The 19,248-nt window shown below is 57.1% G+C and carries 19 protein-coding genes; 5 read left to right on the forward strand and 14 right to left on the reverse strand.

From position 1 onward, the window contains the following. Positions 1-21: 21 nt before the first annotated feature. Both H6F59_RS21685 and H6F59_RS21690 read left to right on the forward strand, forming a co-directional pair. Positions 22-714, forward strand: coding sequence for a DUF4333 domain-containing protein (locus tag H6F59_RS21685; RefSeq protein ID WP_190705502.1), 693 nt, complete (start codon positions 22-24; stop codon positions 712-714). Between the two features lie 126 nt (positions 715-840). Further along, entirely contained in the window at positions 841-1,533 is a 693-nt protein-coding gene (locus tag H6F59_RS21690) for a MotA/TolQ/ExbB proton channel family protein (protein ID WP_190705504.1), read from the forward strand. Positions 1,534-1,680: 147 nt separating this feature from the next. Here H6F59_RS21690 and H6F59_RS21695 read toward each other — a convergent pair whose 3' ends face one another. Further along, positions 1,681-2,964: a glycosyltransferase family 4 protein gene (locus H6F59_RS21695; RefSeq protein ID WP_190705507.1), complete on the reverse strand. Its 1,284-nt coding sequence runs from the start codon at positions 2,962-2,964 to the stop codon at positions 1,681-1,683. A 522-nt stretch (positions 2,965-3,486) separates the two neighbouring features. Between H6F59_RS21695 and H6F59_RS21700 the strand changes: the two genes are divergently transcribed. Beyond that, a complete protein-coding gene (locus H6F59_RS21700; RefSeq protein ID WP_190705512.1) occupies positions 3,487-4,452 on the forward strand; it encodes a CIA30 family protein in 966 nt (321 codons plus the stop codon). Between the two features lie 69 nt (positions 4,453-4,521). Here H6F59_RS21700 and H6F59_RS21705 read toward each other — a convergent pair whose 3' ends face one another. The 5 genes from H6F59_RS21705 to H6F59_RS21725 form a co-directional block, all read right to left on the reverse strand. Then, positions 4,522-5,175, reverse strand: coding sequence for a DUF3318 domain-containing protein (locus tag H6F59_RS21705; protein ID WP_190705516.1), 654 nt, complete (start codon positions 5,173-5,175; stop codon positions 4,522-4,524). Positions 5,176-5,292: 117 nt separating this feature from the next. Then, positions 5,293-5,910, reverse strand: a complete 618-nt coding sequence (locus H6F59_RS21710) for a Uma2 family endonuclease (RefSeq protein WP_190705518.1) — start codon at positions 5,908-5,910, stop codon at positions 5,293-5,295. 17 nt (positions 5,911-5,927) lie between these two features. Beyond that, on the reverse strand, positions 5,928-6,998 hold the full coding sequence (gene dusB, locus H6F59_RS21715; protein ID WP_190705521.1) for a tRNA dihydrouridine synthase DusB: 1,071 nt from the start codon (positions 6,996-6,998) through the stop codon (positions 5,928-5,930). An 18-nt stretch (positions 6,999-7,016) separates the two neighbouring features. After that, positions 7,017-8,504, reverse strand: coding sequence for an adenylate/guanylate cyclase domain-containing protein (locus tag H6F59_RS21720; protein ID WP_190705524.1), 1,488 nt, complete (start codon positions 8,502-8,504; stop codon positions 7,017-7,019). A gap of 142 nt (positions 8,505-8,646) precedes the next feature. After that, the gene (locus H6F59_RS21725) at positions 8,647-9,735 is read right to left on the reverse strand and encodes a hypothetical protein (RefSeq protein WP_190705528.1); all 1,089 of its coding nucleotides are present in this window, start codon (positions 9,733-9,735) and stop codon (positions 8,647-8,649) included. A 322-nt stretch (positions 9,736-10,057) separates the two neighbouring features. Here H6F59_RS21725 and recJ point away from each other — a divergent pair, with 322 nt between their 5' ends. Both recJ and sfsA read left to right on the forward strand, forming a co-directional pair. After that, on the forward strand, positions 10,058-12,379 hold the full coding sequence (gene recJ / locus H6F59_RS21730) for a single-stranded-DNA-specific exonuclease RecJ (RefSeq protein ID WP_190705533.1): 2,322 nt from the start codon (positions 10,058-10,060) through the stop codon (positions 12,377-12,379). A gap of 30 nt (positions 12,380-12,409) precedes the next feature. Then, a complete protein-coding gene (gene sfsA / locus H6F59_RS21735) occupies positions 12,410-13,141 on the forward strand; it encodes a DNA/RNA nuclease SfsA (protein WP_190705538.1) in 732 nt (243 codons plus the stop codon). A 70-nt stretch (positions 13,142-13,211) separates the two neighbouring features. Here sfsA and H6F59_RS21740 read toward each other — a convergent pair whose 3' ends face one another. The 8 genes from H6F59_RS21740 to H6F59_RS21775 all read right to left on the reverse strand — a co-directional run bounded on the left by H6F59_RS21740 (position 13,212) and on the right by H6F59_RS21775 (position 19,113). Next, positions 13,212-13,949 (reverse strand): WecB/TagA/CpsF family glycosyltransferase, encoded by a 738-nt coding sequence (locus tag H6F59_RS21740; RefSeq protein ID WP_348251309.1) that lies wholly within the window; start codon positions 13,947-13,949, stop codon positions 13,212-13,214. 150 nt (positions 13,950-14,099) lie between these two features. Further along, positions 14,100-14,690, reverse strand: coding sequence for a HEAT repeat domain-containing protein (locus H6F59_RS21745; protein WP_190705941.1), 591 nt, complete (start codon positions 14,688-14,690; stop codon positions 14,100-14,102). Positions 14,691-14,814: 124 nt separating this feature from the next. Then, positions 14,815-15,648 (reverse strand): HEAT repeat domain-containing protein, encoded by an 834-nt coding sequence (locus H6F59_RS21750; RefSeq protein ID WP_190705540.1) that lies wholly within the window; start codon positions 15,646-15,648, stop codon positions 14,815-14,817. A gap of 39 nt (positions 15,649-15,687) precedes the next feature. Beyond that, positions 15,688-15,912: a phycobilisome linker polypeptide gene (locus H6F59_RS21755; RefSeq protein ID WP_190519393.1), complete on the reverse strand. Its 225-nt coding sequence runs from the start codon at positions 15,910-15,912 to the stop codon at positions 15,688-15,690. 95 nt (positions 15,913-16,007) lie between these two features. Further along, the gene (locus H6F59_RS21760) at positions 16,008-16,883 is read right to left on the reverse strand and encodes a phycobilisome rod-core linker polypeptide (RefSeq protein ID WP_190705544.1); all 876 of its coding nucleotides are present in this window, start codon (positions 16,881-16,883) and stop codon (positions 16,008-16,010) included. Positions 16,884-17,086: 203 nt separating this feature from the next. Further along, positions 17,087-17,902, reverse strand: a complete 816-nt coding sequence (locus H6F59_RS21765; RefSeq protein WP_190705547.1) for a phycobilisome linker polypeptide — start codon at positions 17,900-17,902, stop codon at positions 17,087-17,089. 102 nt (positions 17,903-18,004) lie between these two features. After that, positions 18,005-18,493, reverse strand: coding sequence for a phycocyanin subunit alpha (gene cpcA, locus H6F59_RS21770; RefSeq protein WP_190519399.1), 489 nt, complete (start codon positions 18,491-18,493; stop codon positions 18,005-18,007). Between the two features lie 101 nt (positions 18,494-18,594). Next, positions 18,595-19,113: a phycocyanin subunit beta gene (locus H6F59_RS21775; RefSeq protein ID WP_190705549.1), complete on the reverse strand. Its 519-nt coding sequence runs from the start codon at positions 19,111-19,113 to the stop codon at positions 18,595-18,597. Positions 19,114-19,248: the final 135 nt, after the last annotated feature.

Below are 19,248 nucleotides of genomic sequence, written 5' to 3' on the forward strand. Positions count from 1 at the left end.
TCTGGCTCAATGCAAAGGCCTATGCTGAGATTGTCTAAGTACTTGATCTGGCCGTTGGCTCTAGGGCTGGCGGCCTGTGGCAACCGGCTCGACACCGCTGAGGTCGAGAGCGCCATTCAGGCTGATATTGAGCGCCAGGGCCGCCGACTCTCGCTCAAGGCTGTGCTCTGCCCTAAGGATGTCTCACGCCAGGCGGAGGCCTATTTTCGCTGTGTAGGCGAGGTGGATGGTGGCGGCACCTTTACGATCAACGTGATTCAGCAAGACAACCAGGGCAATGTCACCTGGGAAGTGCCCAATTCTAAAGCGCTGCTCAATCTGCCCAAGGTCGAAGACAGTATTCAGCAGGAACTCTCGCAGGCCTACAGCCAGCGAGCCCAAATTGACTGCGGCAGCGCTACCTACCGAGTAAATCAGCCAGGCGATCGCTTTGAGTGCCAGGTTGTGGGGGAAGTGACTACCGACACCAGCACCATCACCGCTGTTTTAGTCAACATCGACCCCGACGGCGACCTCAACTGGCAGGAGCAGACGGCTGCCCCTGGGGCCTCCCTCCAAGCGATCGCGGCCCCAGGCAGCTCATCACCCACTGGCACCGCCGCACCTCAGGCCAAGCCTTCAGCCGCCCCTACGACCATGCCTAAATCTACTGCGGTGACAGGCCCCACTGGGCGTACCGTCAATCGCCCCTACGTTCGCGGCGATGATGATTAGATGGGCCGCTTAATCATTTTTTAAGTAGCCAACGTCTATTCTTTAATTTCTGGGACAACCGCTTTCGGTAGGCTTATCGTGGTAGAAACACGAATGAGCAAACCCATTCAAGGTTAAAGCTGGGCTATGGCAACTGTTCTCGACGTTTTGGTCAAGGGTGGACCCGTAATGGTGCCCATTATGGGGTGCTCAGTACTCACCATTGCCACGGCCCTGGAGCGTGCCCTGTTTTGGACAAAGCTCCTGCGGCGAGAAGACCAGGTCGTATCTGAGGTGCTTGATGCTTCCCGGCAGGACCTGAGCAAGGCTGCTGAGATTGCAGCCCAGTCTCAAGATTTGCCCATCGGCCGGTTTTTGCTCGCTCCTCTGCGGCTCAAGCAGCCCTCTCCCGAAACCTTTCGTCTGGCGATGGAAACCGTGGGCGATCGCGAATTGGTCAAAATGCGCAAGGGCGACAAGCTTCTAGAAACCGTCGTGGCAATCGCACCGCTGCTGGGCCTGTTGGGAACGGTAACCGGCCTGATCGCCACCTTCAGCAACCTCAACATTGGCGGCGGCGGCTCAGGAGAGCAGGCGAGCGCCGCCGCCGCTGGTATTGGCGAAGCGTTGATTACCACGGCAGCGGGCATGGTCGTCGCCATCCTGGCGCTGCTAATCTTTCGCGTCTTGGTGACTCTACAAGCGCAGCAGGTCGACTACTTTTCCGATGCTGGCAATGAGCTAGAACTCATCTACCGCCAGTATTGGCACGAGCCCACCACTCTAGCCAACGACCCCGCCCACCGGGGAGAGTTTATCGGCAGCAGCGATCGCCTTTAGTCTCCTAGGCGCTGCACAACTAAGGCAACGCTGATTGCCTCACAGCTCTGCTAAGCAGCCTGGTCGATCCTCATGGCACCGAGCTACCGACGGAGCAATTATTGTCGCTAATCTCATCAGCGCAGAGATTGTGGTTCACCCATGCCCTTACTTTTGCGCCGGCTGTAGCGCCAGCACCACATCGCCCTCTAAAGGCCATCTCTGGGGTGCCACCAAGGCATAGAACAACGCTTCGTAGCGATCGATCGCCCGTTTGGCTGAATAATGCTCCAAAGCATACTGTCGCCCGCGACGAGCTAGCAGCGCTGCCGTTTCAGGCCGGTGGTACAGCTCAAGGATGCCCTTGGCTAGAGCCGTAGGGTTCTCGGGTTCGACCACCAGGCCGCCACCGCTGGCCAGCACCGCCTGGGCCGCTGTGCCGTGGGCCGGCACAGAAGCCAGAATCGGTCGTCCACTAGCTAGCAGCACCTGAGTTTTAGACGGCATGTTGAAGCCTACTACACCGTGCTTCTGCAAGATTAGCCCCACATCGGCAGCCGCCAGCATATCAGGCAATTCAGCGCGGGGCACAAAGGGCAACAGCGACACGTTCGTCAGCCCCAGCTGCTGGCAAAAGCGATCTAGCGCCTCTAGCTGCTTGCCTTCGCCGACAATCACCATTTGAATGTCTGGGTAAGCTCTCAGCGCCTGGGCCGCTCGAATCGCCGTTCGAATTCCTTGAGTCTCAGCGATGTTGCCGGTGTAGAGCACCACAAACTTGTTTTGCAGCCCGTGGCAGCGGCGAAACTCACTGCTGGCCTGGGGCCGAGGGGCAATAAAGTCGACATCCACCCAATTAGAAACCGGCACCATCTTGGCGTCGGGCACGCCCTTGGCCAGGAGATTGTCGCGAAAACCCTGGGCAATGACGGTGATGCGAGTGGCATTTTGGTAGGCAAACTTTTCTAGTACCTCAAACAGGCGAATTGCCCAGGCATTAGTTAGCAGCCCCGTCTGGACAGCGGCTTCCGGCAAAATGTCTTGCAAATTCAGCACGCTGGGGCACTGAAACAGCAGCTTGAGGGCGGCCACCGGCAGACAAGCCGGCAAAGAAGGGCTGGCGTTGAGAATGACATCGGGTCGCCAGCCTCGTAGGGCGGGCCAGAGGCTGAGGGTAATAAAGCTCGATTCCAGCAGCAACCGCCCCACCAGGCCCCGCCTGGCATTAGCTAGCACAAAGCAGCGCTGAATAAGGACGCCGTTGCGCTCTTCAGTGGCGTAGAGCCGCCCACGATATTGAGGATAAATACTGCGCTCGGGGTAGTTGGGCATAGCGGTTACTACCCGCACCTGGTGCCCTCTAGCAACTAGCCCCTCTGCTAACTCCGTCATCAAGGGCGCAATGCCGATGGGTTCAGGATAGTAATTATAGGAATAAATTAGAATTCGCATCGACAACGCCTGCTCCAGAAAACCACGGACACAACAGCTGTGTTGGGGCAAAAGATGACTAGGGTGAGTCTGAGTGAAAGCGGGTCTACGCCCTAACCTGGGGTGGCTTGCTTCTACTAGACTGAGGGCAAGCGCCGCTATCCGGAAGCATTGAGGCTTTGTTCATTAAATGTTGACACATCGCCCAATTTCGCCCCATGGAAACTTTAGCCTGTAAGTCTGGCCCCATATGGTCAACAATGGCCAAAATTGCTGACTGATCGCTAATTTGAGCGCCTAGTTATCAATAGATCCAGCATACCCAGAGGAGCTGGGCTAGTTAATGAGTAAATTCACAGAAAAGATGGCGCTTGGCGTAACCAGCCAGGCCAGACTGAGCGGTTTACGAATATTGTTCTGCTAGGTCTTCCGATGGTTTGGAACCCCCTCAGGTTGTTAAAAACCTTGATTCACTTTGAGGTCGCTGGGCCTTTGAGTAGAGGACTGCGCAACTTACCCGGCATGACGGACTCAGGTATCCCTATGACCCAGGCTTTAGACACCAACAATTTAGTTCCAGTAGCCGGAAAACAGATGCTGTGGCTGCCGGGAGCCGCTGTGAAAGTCGCTGAGGCTCTCACTAAATCGGTAGCCTCCCTCGACTACGGAGTCACCACTGAGTCAGAGCCCTCGCTGGTGAATACACCCCTGGTCATTTGGCCAGGGCCGGAGGCTGGTTTAGAACTTGGCCCCCTGCTCGAAGATCTGAAGCAACGGGCCGTCTACCAGGAAGCCACCCTGATCAATTTTCGTCAGCCCGACCCGGCGATCGCAGCTCTCTGGGGCAGTTTAGACGATGGCGTCATGGGTGGAGTCAGCGCTAGCCAGGTGCGATGGCGGGAGGGGCTGAGGTTTGTGGGGGAGGTGTCTACGGCCAACAGCGGTGGGTTTGCCTCGATTCGCACTCGCAACCTTGAGCCGCCGCTGAACCTGGGGCAGTGGCAAGGTACAGTGCTCTCTGCCCAAGGCGACGGCCAGCGCTATAAGTGGATTTTGCGCGACACCTCTGGCTGGGATAGCCTCGCCTACTGCCGATCTTTTGATATTGAGGCAGACCGACTGAGCACGGTAAGAACGCCGTTTTTGGAAATGGTTGCTACTCGCCGCGCTCGTACAGTGCCAGAGGCTAGCCCCCTCAACCCAGCCCAGTTGTATTCTATGCAGCTGATGCTGAGCAAGTTTGAGTACGACGGTGAATTAAACCCGGCGTTTCAACCCGGTGCATTTGAGCTAACGGTGCAGAGTCTTGGGGTCTATCGACAGGGTCCAAAGCCGTTAGTCATACTGCCCAGGGAAAATACGGCTGAATGTGCACAGCTGCTAACAGCGGCGAGGCTAACAGGGGTAATTCGCCAGGGAGAGAGCTTTGCAACGATTGGAGCCGCTGACAAGCTGCCGCCGGAGGTTGAGCCAGCCGTGATCAAGGCAGTTTTTGAGGTTTTCAGTTAAACAACTAAAAACCTGTGGCTTAACGGAAGTCTCTGTCAGGCCACAGGCTTTTGGACTGTAAGAAAGGAATTAGTAGGCCGATCGCATGTCGCCGCGTTCAGCTCGGGCGCTTTCTTTGGCTTTAGCGGCGCTCTTTTTGAGGGCTTCGAGACGCTTGATGTAGCGATCGCGCTGACGCTTCTTGGGAGTTTGCTCAATTAAGGTTTTGAGGGCGCTGCCCAGGCTCTTGTAGGCGTTGGGCAGGGTGTAGCCAAAGCGCGTGGCAATGGCGATCGCCCGCTCGTCAGCGGTGATGCTTTCTTGCAGCGTCTTCTGGTTGTTGTTGCGCTTGTAGAGCCGCCAGCTGGAAAATCCGCAAAGCCCCAAGGCCAGCATGAGCAGCAGCCCATCCTGCACCCACAGTTCCCCCACGGCGCCACCAAGACCAATAGCTAGAGCCGCCATCTCCCAACCGTCGCGGGGAATGGTGTCGTTCTGAATGCGGCCAACCTCATGCCAAAACAGCAGGTTGCGCTGGTCTAGAGCTAGCTGCTCCCACTTAATCAGATCGACTTGAATTTCGACCTGGTCTTTGCCCAGCTCCTCGCAGGTGATCAGCGGTGGGGTGACATCAATGGCTGACTCCACCGTCACCCAGCTCTGAAGCTCTGGGGGCAGCAGACTTCTCAGACGGCGAAGCTCACCCATATCGGCGCGGGCAGTGGCGGTGGCGTACGAGGTCATGGAGATTACGGGGGTGACAACAAATCAAATTTATTAATAGATCCTACCTTAAACCTTTTTAGTCAAGGGACGGTTATCCGCTCTCGGGATTGGTGGGGAGGAAAGCGTTGGGCTAGGCTAATAGCTGGCTGATATCAAAATCTGATCCACGGAAAGGTTGAGGCACGGGAAAGTGCTTGATTCGAGCGCTTGGTTGCTGACAAACCGCTGCATTTGGTATTCGCCCTCAATGAGCTGACAAAGGGTGATGGTGGGCTGTTTGGGCTGACCGATGTAGCGCACGGCTCCCAAAGCCCGATAGTCCACAATCCAGTATTCCTGAACACCCATGGCTTCGTACTCCACGAGTTTATGGCCGTAATCGTCGCGCCAGTTGGTGCTGACCACTTCAATCAGCAAGGGTACCGTTTTGCCAAACTGCACAGTGGAAGCACTTTCCCAGAGGGGTTCGTGCGCTAGCTCACGCTTATCGAGCACAATCACATCGGGGCAATAGCCCGACTCGGGCTGCTGAGGCTTGATTAACCCGCTTTTAGGAATGGTGTAGGGCAGGTTTTGCTGCCGAAAGTGCAGGGTTAACTCTTCAGCCAAAAAGGCACCGATAAGTTCGTGGGCTCCGGTGGGCTGCATTTCAATAACGTACCCGCTGTAGAGTTCGTACTGACCACCGCTTTCAGGAATCCATTGGATAAATTCCTCGAAACTCATGGCGCGGGTGTTGGTGGCTTGAACCATGATGATTCCACTAAAAGTCACATTAAAGGGGCCAATGTCTCGGGGTCTACGAGGGCAGTCGCCTCTCGCTGCTCTATTGTGCTGTCGAGCTGAGCGATCGCCCTATCTAACAGATCATAGCCAGCTTCCACCGCATCAATCTGGCAAAGCTGCTGGCGGAGGGGAGCGGCTCCCTCAAAACCTTTGACATACCAGGCCATGTGCTTGCGGGCCTGGTGAATGCCCTTCTGACCTTTGTACTGCCACAGCAGCCCCAGGTGCTCGCGGGCACAGCGCAGCAGCTCCACTGAGGTAGGCGCCGCAGGGACGATGCCGGTTTTTAAGAATCCGTCGATTTCACCCACCAAAAAGGGGTAGCCCAGAGTCCCCCGTGAGCACATCACCCCATCGGCCCCAGTTTCTTTTAGGCAGCGCACCGCTGACTCCACTGAGACAATATCGCCGTTAGCAATCACCGGAATTGAGAGGGACGCCTTGACTCGGGCAATCCAATCCCAGCGGGCAGGGCCGTGGTAGCCCTGACTACGGGTGCGACCGTGGAGGGTGAGCATTTGAGCCCCAGCCGCCTCCATGCGGCGGGCAAATTCGATCGCGTTGATGTGGTCATCATCCCAGCCCAGGCGAGTTTTGACGGTGACAGGTACGGGCACCGCCTCAGCCACAGTGCGCACGATCGCTTCAGCTATCTCGGGCTGGCGCAGCAGCGACGACCCGCCGCCTTTTTTGGTGATTTTGTTCACCGGGCAGCCCATGTTGATATCGATGGTTTTAGCTCCCTCGGCGACAGCTTTGCTAGCGGCAGCAGCCATAAAGTCGGGGCGACAGTCAAACAGCTGAATAGATATGGGCTGCTCGCGATCGCCAATATCCATAATCTTCTCCAGCTGCTGGGCATGGCAAACCCCAGTGGCCTGCACCATCTCGGTGTAGAGCATCGAGACTGGCGCGTAGCGACGCACTAGCTGACGAAAGGCGCGATCGGTCACGCCCGAGAGGGGGGCCTGGAGCACCCGGCTCTGGATAGTTACCGAGCCGATCACCAGGGGCGATCGCAGCCGCTGCAAGAGCGTGGAGGAGAGAGAAACCATGACCATCCAAATACTTGACTAGAGCTTGCCCACCAGCCAGTAGGTGAGCATTTGGCCGCGGCCCTTAACTGCCACGTAGCCGCGCTGCTCAAACTGAAACTGGTCTTTCAGCCTTTCGTACAGGTCGGGGGTGACCTGAATGCGCTGGGCTTCTCCAGTGGCTTCCATGCGGCTGGCAATGTTGACGGTGTCACCCCACAGGTCGTAGGCAAATTTACGTCGCCCGATTACCCCAGCCACTACCGGACCGGTGTTAATGCCTACTCGAATCTGAAAGGTCTTGCCGTCGGGGCGGGGAAACTGCTTGATAGCATCGCAGATGTCGAGGGCAAACTGGGCGATCGCAGCGGCATGGTCGTCGTTGGGAGAGGGCAGGCCCCCAGCCACCATGTAGGCATCGCCAATGGTTTTAATTTTTTCTAGCCGATGAAACTCAGCCAGCTGATCAAACATCGAAAACACTTCGTTAAGCAGCTTGACCAGCTCGCGCGGCGTCATCTCGCTAGAGGCGGCGGTAAAGTCAACTAGATCGGCGAATAGTACGCTGATCTGGTCGAGGCTTTCGGCAATGGTGCGTGCCCCGCCTTTGAGGCGCTGAGCAATGCGATAGGGCAGAATGTTGACCAGCAGGCGATCGGCCTGCTGCCGCTGCTGGCGCAGCTCAGTCTCCATTTGGCGGCGTTCGCTGATGTCGTGGACAATGCCTTCATAGTGCAGGAAGGTGCCCGCTTTATCCCACACCTTCCAAATGTCTTCGCTCACCCAAAAGGTCGTGCCGTCTTTGCGAAACACCTCCGACTCGGCGTCGGTAATTTTGTCAAAGCGATCGAGATATACCGTCAGTTCATCACGGCGCTTGGGCTGGAGGTAGATTTGGCGACTGATGTCTTCGACGGTGGTCACCATTTCTGGGGCCGACCCATAGCCATAGAGGCGAGCCATGGAGGGGTTGACGCTGAGCAGCTGCCCCGTAGCCGAGGCCTTAAAAATACCCACCGTCGCATTTTCAAAAATGCTGCGGTAGTTCATCTCGGCCGAAATCAGCGCCTGCTCCATCTGGGTGCGTTCCTGCACCTCTTGGATGAGGAGCGCATTTTGCTGGCTGAGCTGCTGCCGCTGCTGGGCCAACCGCAGCTGGTTTTGCACCCGCACCAGCACTTCCTGCACCGCAAAGGGTTTGGTGATGTAGTCAGTAGCCCCAACTTGAAACGCTTTGACCTTGTCTACCGAATCTATTAGAGAACTCAGAACAATCACCGGTATCTCGGCGGTGAGTGGGTTGTGCTTGAGCTGCTGACACAGGGAGTAGCCATCCATGTCGGGCAGCAAAATATCGAGCAGCACCAGCCCTGGGCGTCCTGCTGAGATCAGCGCGATCGCCTGCTGTCCACTTTCAGCCACCTGAATTCGGTACCCCTGCTGGCTCAAGAGCCGCTGCAGCAGGCACGATGTCTCGGCATCGTCATCGACGATGACTAAATCAATGGCAATGGGGGCATCATCCACAGCACGGGGGCAGGGCAGACTAGGGGATTGGTCTAAGCATACGGGTATTGAGCCGAAACGATGCACCGGATCTACACCCTGGGCACTAGGGTAACGCCATCGTGCCAGAGGGTGTGCTCAAAGGAGAATGATTGATGGCTAGCTACCGCACCTTAAGCGCGCCACCACGGTTGCGGTAGCCCGTCACCAAGCCCTGGCGAAAGGTAACTTCGCCGTCTGAAAAGTGAAACACTTCTTCGCAGCTGTTGTCGTTGCGGCTAATGGCCACCGGGGTTTGCCCCTCGGCCCGCAGCACTTCAGTGCGACTGGAGCCCATGGTCCAAAACTCGGCAGCAGTTTGACCGGGGAGCAGGGCCGGGGGTTGCGCCGACACCTTAAGGTTTTGGTCAGAGTTGAGGTAGCCAATCACCTGGCCATTTTCGAACAGCACCGAGCTTTTGCCGTAGTACAAGGTGGTAAAACCGTTCGAGGTGTATTGCTCTTGGCGAGTGGGTGTGCCCTGGAGCCGCAACACGTCGGTTTCGGTAGATCCTAAGGTCCAGTTGTCCTGGGGCGCACTGACTGAAACCACCACGTCGCCGTCGGCTAGGACCTGGAGGTTGCCGTCGGGGTTGTCGTACTGCTTCACGTAGCCGTTGTGCAGCTCAACGATGCTGTTGCCGTAGCGCAGGGTTTGCTGACAAGCCCCCTGGTACTGCATGGTTTGGGAAGGTGCTCCCTGAATTGCTGTTACCAAATCGCGATCGGAGCCTAAGGTCCAGTAGTTTTTTTGGTCAGGGGCGCGGCTGGCCCGGTTACCCACATTGCTTTGGGCATACTGCAAGTTGCGCTCGTACTCGACGACTTTTTGCTTGGCTAGATCCGCATTAGTGTGGCCATTGGGTACCGCTCGCATGTAGGCGATCGCCCGCTGCCAGAGAATGACCACCTCAGCCCACTCTTCGCTAAACTCTGCGCTTTGGGTGAGCTGTGCCGCTTTCATGGCCTGCTCAGAGCCCTGACGAAACGCATCATTGTTAACGGACACAGCAGCGCGAGCGGGCAGCCACGACCAGGTGCGCTCTTGGGGATTAAGAAATATAAAACCAGCGGCGATGCCGAGGCCTACCGATAGCCCAACCGCACTCCAAGTCAGCCGTTCTCGCAGGGTTTGCCCCGGTCGCTTGAGTACAAAACTGTACAGGGTTTGAGGATTTTGCCCGTCTAGCTCAGGATGGCTACGTTTAGTCATAGGGATTAAGGAGGAGTGAACAACCCCAGTACCAGTCTGTGGGCTAAGGGCCACAGCAGAACTCGTCTGGAGCTTCCGTTAAGGATCAAAACCTAAGGAGATATGCAGAGAATAGGAGAGGATAAAGCCCCAGGATAACGCCGGAGAGCGCAGAATTAGTATGGGTATATTTAGCCAAACGGCGGAACCTTTAGTCCTCGCCCAAGCTATCTCACAAAACTGGACTATGATTTTAGGCTTTCTTTAGTTTACGGAAGCTTATTTAAATTGCCCGTCTGAGTCAAACTCCCACCACCTCCACCTCACTATTTCCTGATCTCCCATGGATGCCCTACCGCTGCGCTGGAACCTGCCCAAGGCGGATGCCGCCCCTGAAAGCTGGGTAGCGACAGTAGCTCGGGCAGTTCCAGGAACAACGCCGCCCCGCTGGCTGGCCCAGGTGCTGTGGCAGCGACAGCTAGGTTCTACAGAACCGCTGGAGGGCTGGCTGAACCCGGCTCTCTACCAGCCCACCCCCGCTAGCACCCTGGGGCCAGCAATGGCGATCGCCGTCAGCCGCCTCAAGCAGGCGATCGCCACTGAGGAAAAAGTAGCAATCTGGGGAGACTTTGACGCCGATGGGGTAACCTCTACCGCCGTACTGTGGGATGGGCTGGGGCAGCTGATCCCTAAGGGCGATCGCCTCACCTATTTCATCCCCAACCGCCTCAGTGAATCCCACGGGCTGTCGCAGCGGGGCCTTGACCATTTGGCTGAGTGGGGTGCAACCCTGCTGGTGACCTGCGACACCGGCAGCACCAGCGGCACTGAGATTGCCTACGCCAAGACTCTGGGCCTGGAGGTGATCGTCACCGACCACCACACTCTGCCAGAAGACGACATTGGCGCGATCGCGCTAATCAACCCCCGCAGCCTGCCCCCCGAACATCCCTTAGCCACGCTGTCGGGGGTGGCGGTAGCCTACAAGCTGCTAGAGGGGCTATACGCAGCGCTGGATACTCCCCCCCCGCTACCGCTCGATCACGTACTTGATCTAGTAGCCATTGGCCTGATTGCCGACCTGGTAGAGCTGCGGGGCGACTGCCGATACTTGGCTCAGATCGGGCTGCAGCGCCTGCAAACCCAAACCCAGCCCAATTCGCCCTACCCACGACCAGGGCTGGCTGAGCTACTGGCGTTGTGCAAGCGCACAGGCGATCGCCCCACCGATATTTCCTTTGGGCTGGGGCCGCGCATCAATGCTGTCAGCCGCATCCACGGGGACGCTAGCTTTTGTGTGGAGCTACTGACTAGTCGCGATCGCGATCGCACCAAAACCCTGGCCTACGAGGCCGAACTGGCCAACACCCGCCGCAAAGCCCTCCAGCGCGACCTTTACAGCCAGGTGATGGCGCGTCTAGCCCAGGTCGATTTGGCCACCACTCGCTGCCTGGTGCTGGCCGACGAGTCTTGGCCCACCGGCATCTTGGGATTGGTAGCGGGGCAAGTAACCCAAGCTCTCGGACGCCCAACCATTCTGCTGCGCATCGATCCGCCCTCGGAGGACGGTAGCCCTCGGCTGGCACGGGGGTCAGCCCGCTCGGTGACAGGGCTCGATCTCTACCAACTATTTCAGGCACAATCGGCGTTACTAACCGGCTTTGGCGGCCATCCTTTAGCGGCGGGGCTGACGCTGCCCGTGGAACATATTGAGGTGCTAGCGGCGGCACTCAACCGTATGGTGCGCGAGCAGTTGGGGGGCGACGGTGCGCCCCAGCCCCTGCTTCAGGTTGATCTCACGGTGACGGTGGCGGATCTGGGTCAACCCCTGTTTCGCGAACTCAAGTGGCTGGAGCCCTGCGGCATGGGCAACCCTGTGCCGAAGCTGCTGCTTGGCAATGTCTGGTTTCGGAATGTCTTTCACAAGAAATTGCGCGATCGCCAAAATAAAGCCGTGAGCTTCATCAAAACTGAGTTTGAGCTGTGGGATGACGCAGCCGAGGCAGGCTTTCCCGGCGAGTGGTGGGGCCACTACCGCGACGAACTTCCTCCAGGCCGCTGCGATGTGGTGGTCGAACTCGACTTCAACAGCAACACCGGCTACCACGTCAAGCTCATAGACGTGCGTCCTATTGCCGTAGGCAAGCCGGAGTCAGAACTAAGACCGTCTAACTCCGTTCTCGACTGGCGGCAGCATACCCCTGAGGATCAGGAGCACGTCCTGATAGTCAACCAGATACCGATGCAGTGGAGCGACTGGCAGGTGTGGCAGCGGCAGGCCGCCCAGGCAAAGCTGCCCCTAGCCCTAGCCTTTTCTCCGGCGATCGATGACCTGTCGCCAGGGGAGGTTTGGCAAGAGCTGGTGGGCTTAGCCAAGTACCTAGCCCGCACTCAAACTCCGGTAACCCGGTCGCAGCTGGGCGATCGCCTGCGCCTCTCACCCACCAGCCTTTCCCTCGGCTTAGCCGCCCTGGCAACCGCCGGGTTTAAGATCGCCGCCCCAGACAGCACCGCCCCTGAGGCAGACACAATCATCGTTCAGGTTGACCCTACCCCGGTTTCGCCTGACCCAGCAGCCGTACAACATTTTCTCGAAGTGGTGCAAGAGGAGCAATTTCGCCGCCGCTATTTTGCCCAGGTGCCGGTGGCTGCCCTTTCCTGGTAGGGTGGGCACTGCGCACCATCTTCCGCCGTCATGACTGCCGACTGGTTCTATCCTTTTCCGCCCTTGATTGAGGGCACAGTACTCAAGCGCTACAAGCGATTTTTTGTTGATATTGAGCTAGAAACCGGTCAGGTAATCGTTGCCCACTGCCCTAATACCGGACCTATGACTGGGGTATACCACGTCGGTGGACGCGCACTGGTTTCCTACAACTCCAACCCCAAACGGAAGCTGGCTTACACCTGGGAACTGGCAGAGGTGTGCGACACTGTGCCCACCTGGGCCGGAGTCAACACAGCGCGGCCCAATCGCGTGGTGAAGTCGCTGCTGGAGGCACGACAAATTCCAGAGCTAGGCGACTACACTTCCATTCGCCCAGAGGTGCGCTACGGCGGTGACGGCAAAAGCCGAATCGACTTTGTCATTTCTGGGGAGGATACAGCCTTAACAACCTACGTTGAGGTCAAAAATACCACCTGGGCCAAGGGCACCCTGGCCCTGTTTCCCGATACAGTGACCACCCGCGGCCAAAAGCATTTAAGAGAACTGGCGGCGCTGGTTCCTGAAACCCAGGCGGCGATGCTGTACTTCATCAGCCGAGGCGACTGTACCGACTTTGCCCCTGGAGACGAGACCGACCCCACGTATGGCCTGCTGCTGCGTGAAGCCATAGCGAAGGGCGTTAAGGTGCTGCCCTGCCGGTTTGAAGTGACTCCGGCTGGGCTGCGATATTTGGGTTTGGCAAATCTGAGGCTGAATTGAGGAAGGTGTAAGGTGCAGGGTACAAGGTTCAAGGGTGTGCCTTATACCCTGCACCCTACACCCTGACTTTCTAGCGGGCCGAGTAGGTGAGCGATCGCCACGCAAAATGAGGCAACGCCAACATCCGCCGCCAGCGCCAGGGCTCTTTGTAAAGGCGGTAGAGCCATTCCAGGTGATTGTTGCACATCCACTCGGGGGCGCGAGACTTGACCCCGGCCCAGATATCAAAGCTGCCGCCGACGCCAATCCACACGCTGTTGGGGCAGAGGTAGCGGTGGTCACGAATCCACAGTTCTTGTCTGGGCACACCCATACCAACCAAAATCACGCTGGGCTGGAGCTGCTCTAAATGGCGCAAAAACTCGGGTTGATCGGTTGGCCCTAGGTAGCCATGTTGGGTGCCCACTACCTTAAGCCCGGCTATCTGGCGCTGCCAATACATAGCGGCGCGATCGGCCACGCCGGGTACACCGCCATACATAAAGACTGTCTCTTGGGGAGAGATGCGCTTGAGTACTGTGGCAGCCAGCTCAATACCCGGCGCGCGCGCTATCCGCTGCCCCTTGGTACGAAAGTAGAGCACGACCCCCGCCCCGTCGGGAATCACAAGTTCGGCATTGACGATGACCTGTCGCAGGTCGGGGTTTTGGTCGGCCTGCATGGCCATTTCGGCATTCAGAGTGACCACATGAGCCCCATACCCTCGACGATACTGATCGACGAGCCAGTTTGCATAGTCGGTCCGCCAGTGAACAGGCAGCCCCATCACCTGCAAGACTTCTGGTGCATTTGACTGTGCCACCGCCATGAACACCTTCCCCAACTCAATTGTGGGCGCTAAACCGCTGAGTGTCTGTCTTCAACGCTCGGGCTTGGGCCCCTGTGCGCATTAACCATAGAAGACCATACCTCGAAACTGAATCAATGTGTTGCATTTCTCAACGTCAAGGCAGAGGCTTTAATTCATAGCGTCGACCAATTCTCCCAAGGCCTCTAGGGCCTTACAGGCCCGGGCCTGCACAGCAGGAGTTTCGTCATGGTGAAAGGCCTGCTGAAGACAGACGAGAATCGGCGGCTTTTGAGTTTCAGGCTCCGCTAGAGCTTTTGCTAGGCCTTCGAGAGCAGCCATTGCTGCGTAGCGCACTACCCATTCTGGGTCCTGGGCCGCTCCAATCAATACGTCAAGCACCTCTTGTTGAGATGAGGGCGCTTGGTCGGTAGGCAGCTTAGCCCAATCGATGGTGCCCAACCCTCGGGCTGCGGCGCGGCGTACGCTTAGGGCAAAATCTCCTTTGGCCGTTTCTAGCAGCACGGGCAGGGCACGGGGGTCGCCAATCAGGGCCACGGCCCGAATAGCCCAGGCTCTAGCGCCATAGTTGTAGCCATCAATTTGTTCTAACAGCGCCGGCACTGCGTCTTGGCCTAGGGCCACCAGCCCATCCACTGCGGCCACCGCAGCACCAGGATTGTTATAGCCCAGCACGGTAATTAGGGTAGGGATAGCGGCGACATCTTGAGCAGCTGCTAGATGATGGACCGCAACAACCATTGCGCCCTTAGAATCAGCGGCTTCGACCGCTCGAACTAGCTCTGCTACTGTCGCGCCCACAACTAACCGTTCTCCAGCCCTATTGATACCCAATTTATTCGTTTGTGCTGCAAGCCCTCAGCACTTACAGCAGCTCATCCATTAGTAACAATACCTGGCGGGCTTCATCTGTCAAACCGCGTTGGGGAAACCCAATCTGCCGCAGGTGAGTTTCTAAAACGCCTTGGAGGGCGATCAGCTTGAGGCTGTTTTCGGCTAGGGTGGCGGCAATGGGCTGGGCGGCAGGCAAGTAGCCGATCGCCCCTAAATCCATCATGGCCGATCGCCGCAGCTGTAAGTTGGGCTCTTGCAGGCGTTGTACCAGGCGATCGCAGTAGGTCGCCTGCCCTGTCAGCTGATAGAGGGCACGGGTGGCTGCATTTTGCACTTGGGCCACCTCATGCTCTAAAAACGGGGTGATTTCGTCGACTGCATCGGTGGCGCCTAGGGTGCCCAGGGCCTCCAACACAGCGTTGTAGGGCTGCACTAGATGAGGCTTATCGGGCACCGCAACCGCAGCGGCAACCCCTCCAGCCAGCAGCGAGCGCAGTGCTGGAATCGCCTGAGGATCGCCCAGGGACTCTAGCGCTTGGGCAGCGGACTCGCGCACGTAGTAGTCGTCGCACTCTAGACATTGAATCAGCGCCGGAACAACGGTGCGATCGCCCAGTTTACCCAGTGCTCGAGCGGCATTGCGACGCAGCGGGTACCCCCCATCGGGGGCGCGATCGCCCTCATCCTCCAAAGCCGACACCAGACCGGCGATCGCCTCGGGTTGGGCCACGCGAAAGCGCCCCAGCCACCAGGCAGCGTAGTAGCGCAGGCCGGTATCAGCGGTTTGGCGCAGGTTTTCGATGGCCTGCTCCACCGTCAGGGATTCTCCCTCGGCGTTGACCAACTGCTGCGGATTTTGTCCCATACCTTAGTATGTCTCCAGCATTTGCAGATCCGCCTTAGCTTAGTCAGCCGACAAAGGCTGAATGCTGACGATTTTGCCGCCCATACGGGTAATGCGCTGCATTTCTTCGTTCATGCGGCTGTAGGGCACCTTGATAAAGGTGCTGCCGCTGTGACGAATGGGGTAGTTATTTTGGTCGGTGGCGTCGTTTTGGCGCAGCCCCTCAACCTCGTAGAGAAAAATGCGGTTAGTAGTCTGACTGCCAAAGGCGTTTTGAGCGAGCATAGGAAACTCTCCTGGTCGTTGCGAGATCTCGACGAATACGGCGTTTCATACATCACTGGCGCCTTCATAGAGAATGCGCCAGTGATGCTATTTAACTAGAGGCTAGCAGCGGTAACGCTGGTTACCCTACCACCCTGCTTATGAATCTGCTGAAGCTTGGCAGACAGCTGTTCGTAGGGCACCAGGTAGGCGGTATTGATGCGCCGTACCTTAGGATAGCGAGGCAGGTTAGCCCCAGACACCTCAATCCGGTAGACTTTGCCAGCACCGACACCGTAGGGGGTGGACCCACCTAGGGCCTGGCTGGGAGTAGTCAGCTTGTTAGCCTGGGATGACCAGCCAGCAGCAGCACTGGTGGGGCTGATGATCGAAGACGAGGTGTTGCGGCCCAGTTCCCCAGCTAGGCGAGACTTTTTGCCGCCCGCCTGGGAAGTATCACTGGTGGCGTAGCCCCGATACATTTGGAACATCCGGGTAAAGCCTACCGAACGCTGCCCCGCTTGATAAACAAAGCTGCGGTAGTAGGGCACTACGTTGTCGCCAAAGTTAGCCTGGTACTCTTCGCTGTCGATGAACGAGTCAACATCGGCATCGTAGCCCTGGGTCTCGTAGCGATCGAGGTGATCAACCACCTCAGACTCGTCGTAGACGGCGCGACCGAGCAGGTGCTTGGTGTGCAGCTCAATCACGCGGGTTTGGAAATTGCCGTAGAAGAATTTTTCTTTGTAGAGCTCAGACTTGGCCACAGCCCGTACAAAATCGCGCACGCTGATGTAGCCATTCTTGAGCAGCGACTCGGCACCGACTAGGCGCTCAGATTTCATCAGGTAGTCGTTACCCAACAGCTGGCGATACACGGCTCGGATGACCACTTCGGCATCATCGGCAGTCCAGTTGGCGCGCAGCTCTACGGGCAGGGTTTCATCAAACGCAGCGGTTCCCAACCGGGATGCTGCTGTCGTAATAGGCACAGGATTATCCTCCTTATCAACACAGTGAGCGTGAGCTCAATCTACACAGGCAGAATAAAAAAAGGCGCAGTACTCAAGTTAGGTCTCCTTGAAGTGAGCAAGCTAAGGCCTAAACCCTAGATGACTCAATCCCAGGTGATCACCAACACGGTCTGCAAAAGCAAGACCAAGCACTCCGCCATATGAGGTATTAAAGCCGCAGCCTAGGCCAGGTCGACTTTAGTTACCCGACCGCCGGAGCGGTTAACTTGTTGAAGTTTGCGAGACAGCTGCTCGTAGGGCACCAAAAACTCGGTGCAGGTGCGACGCACCTGAGGACGACCCGGCATAGTAGCCTGAGTAACCCGCACCCGATAGAGCTTCTCGCGATCGCCTCCAGACCCGCCGACAATAGCGGCTCCAGTAGCTCCGCGGCCTACAGGCGACGAAGAGTTTTTAGCAATTTCAGACACGAGCTGTGAACGAACACCCCCCTGGGCGCGATCGCTGGTGCCGTAGCCCCGATAGAGCTGAAAGAAGCGGGTAAACCCGACCGTCTTTTGGCTCCGCTGGGTTAGGTGGCCGCGATAGTAGGGCACCACATTGTCCCCAAAGTTATCGCGGTACTCTTGGGAATCAATATAGGAATTGATTTCCGCTGCGTAGCCATCGGTGTTATAAAGGTCGGTGTGAAAGGCGATTTCGTCTTGGCCGTAGGGTGCCCGACCCAGCAGGTGCTTGTAGTTCAGCTCGATAAAGCGATTCTGTGGCCCGCTCAGGAAAAACTTATCCCGATAGAGGTCAGACAGGGCCAAAGCCCGCACAAAATCTCGAACTGAAATAGCTCCCTGCCGTAGCAAAGACTCGGCGTTGGTATTACGCTCGCTAGCCATGATGTACTGGTTGCCAAAGACCTGACGGTAAGCAGCACGAATTACTGCCTCCACATCGCCTTCGATCCAGTTAGGCCGCAGCTCTACCCGCATCGACTCGTCGTAGGGCGAAACGCCAAGGCGTCCCGCCGCAGTGGTTACTGCCATGGTTGCCTCCTTGAGCGTGTATAGATACAACAATGCCCGGAGCAGCAAACAATCGCTAACAATGCGCTAACAACTGTCTGCCCCTCCGGGCAAATGACCAACCTAGCTTAGAGCGTTGATGGCGTAGTCGATGTAGGAGTTGGCTTCGGTGGCTGCGTCGCCAGACAGACCGTGGTTAGCTTTGATGTACTTCAGAGCTTCCACGTACCAGCTGGGGGACAGTTCGAAGGTGCTGTTGATTTCGTCGAGGCCAGCAACCAGGTACTCATCCATAGGGCCAGTACCGCCAGCTACGCAGCAGTAGGTGACCATGCGGAGGTAGTAGCCGATGTCGCGGGCGCACTTGCCTTTGCCACGCTCATCAGAAGCGTAGTTAGCTCCCTGCATTTGGGTGGTGTAGGGAAACTTGTTGTACACAGCTTGAGCAGCGCCGCTGACTAGAGAATCAGCTTTGTTGGTCAGAGCTTTAGCAGCTTCCAGACCAGCGGTGGCTTGACGCAGACGGCCAAAAGCAACTTGCAGTTCAGAAGCGCTCAGAAAGCGACCTTGAGAATCGGCTGCTGCAACAGCTTCGGTTAATGGGGTTTTCATGATCTTAAGATTCTCCTTAAATTGTCTTCACAGCAAACGAACAGGCAGTGAGAATTAAGCCAAATTGGCTCAACTCAAGTGAGGTTCAATTTAGGCTGAACCTAGGCAACAGCTGCAGCAGCCAGGTCGAAGTAGCTACCGATCTCAGAGTAGAGGGAGCTGCAATCGCCTTGGGTGATGCCTTGGGTGTCAGAGACGATACCAATAGCAGCAGCCTTCATTTTCTCAACGCCAGCAGCTACGGAAGCACCGGGAGTGCCCAGAGCAACGTAGGTTTCGCGTAGGCCGTTCAGGCAGCGATCGTTGAGGACGCTAGCATCGCCAGTGAAGGTAGCGTAGGTCACATAGCGCAGGATGATTTCCATGTCGCGCAGGCAAGCAGCCATACGGCGGTTGGTGTAAGCGTTGCCGCCGGGAGCGATGAGCTGGGGCTGTTCGGCAAACAGAGCGCGAGCGGCATCAGACACGATCTTGGAAGCGCTACCGGTCATGCGGTTAACAGCATCGATCCGCTTGAGACCGTCGCCGGTAACACGGGATAGAGCATCTAGCTGATCGCTAGACAGAAAATCTCCTCGTGCATCAGCCTGAGAAACAACCTTAGTATATGCGTCAAACATCGACTCAAATCTCCTAATTTTTGTCGCTGAGTTGCTTGAAAAAGGTCCGAGGACCAAGTTAATCATTAGTTCAGCCGGAGCTGTCTAACCAATCTATAGGAAGGATCTTAAAGATCAGCGTGCTCGGTTTTCTCA

Origin of the sequence: Nodosilinea sp. FACHB-141, assembly GCF_014696135.1 — a bacterium.
GTDB lineage: Bacteria > Cyanobacteriota > Cyanobacteriia > Phormidesmidales > Phormidesmidaceae > Nodosilinea.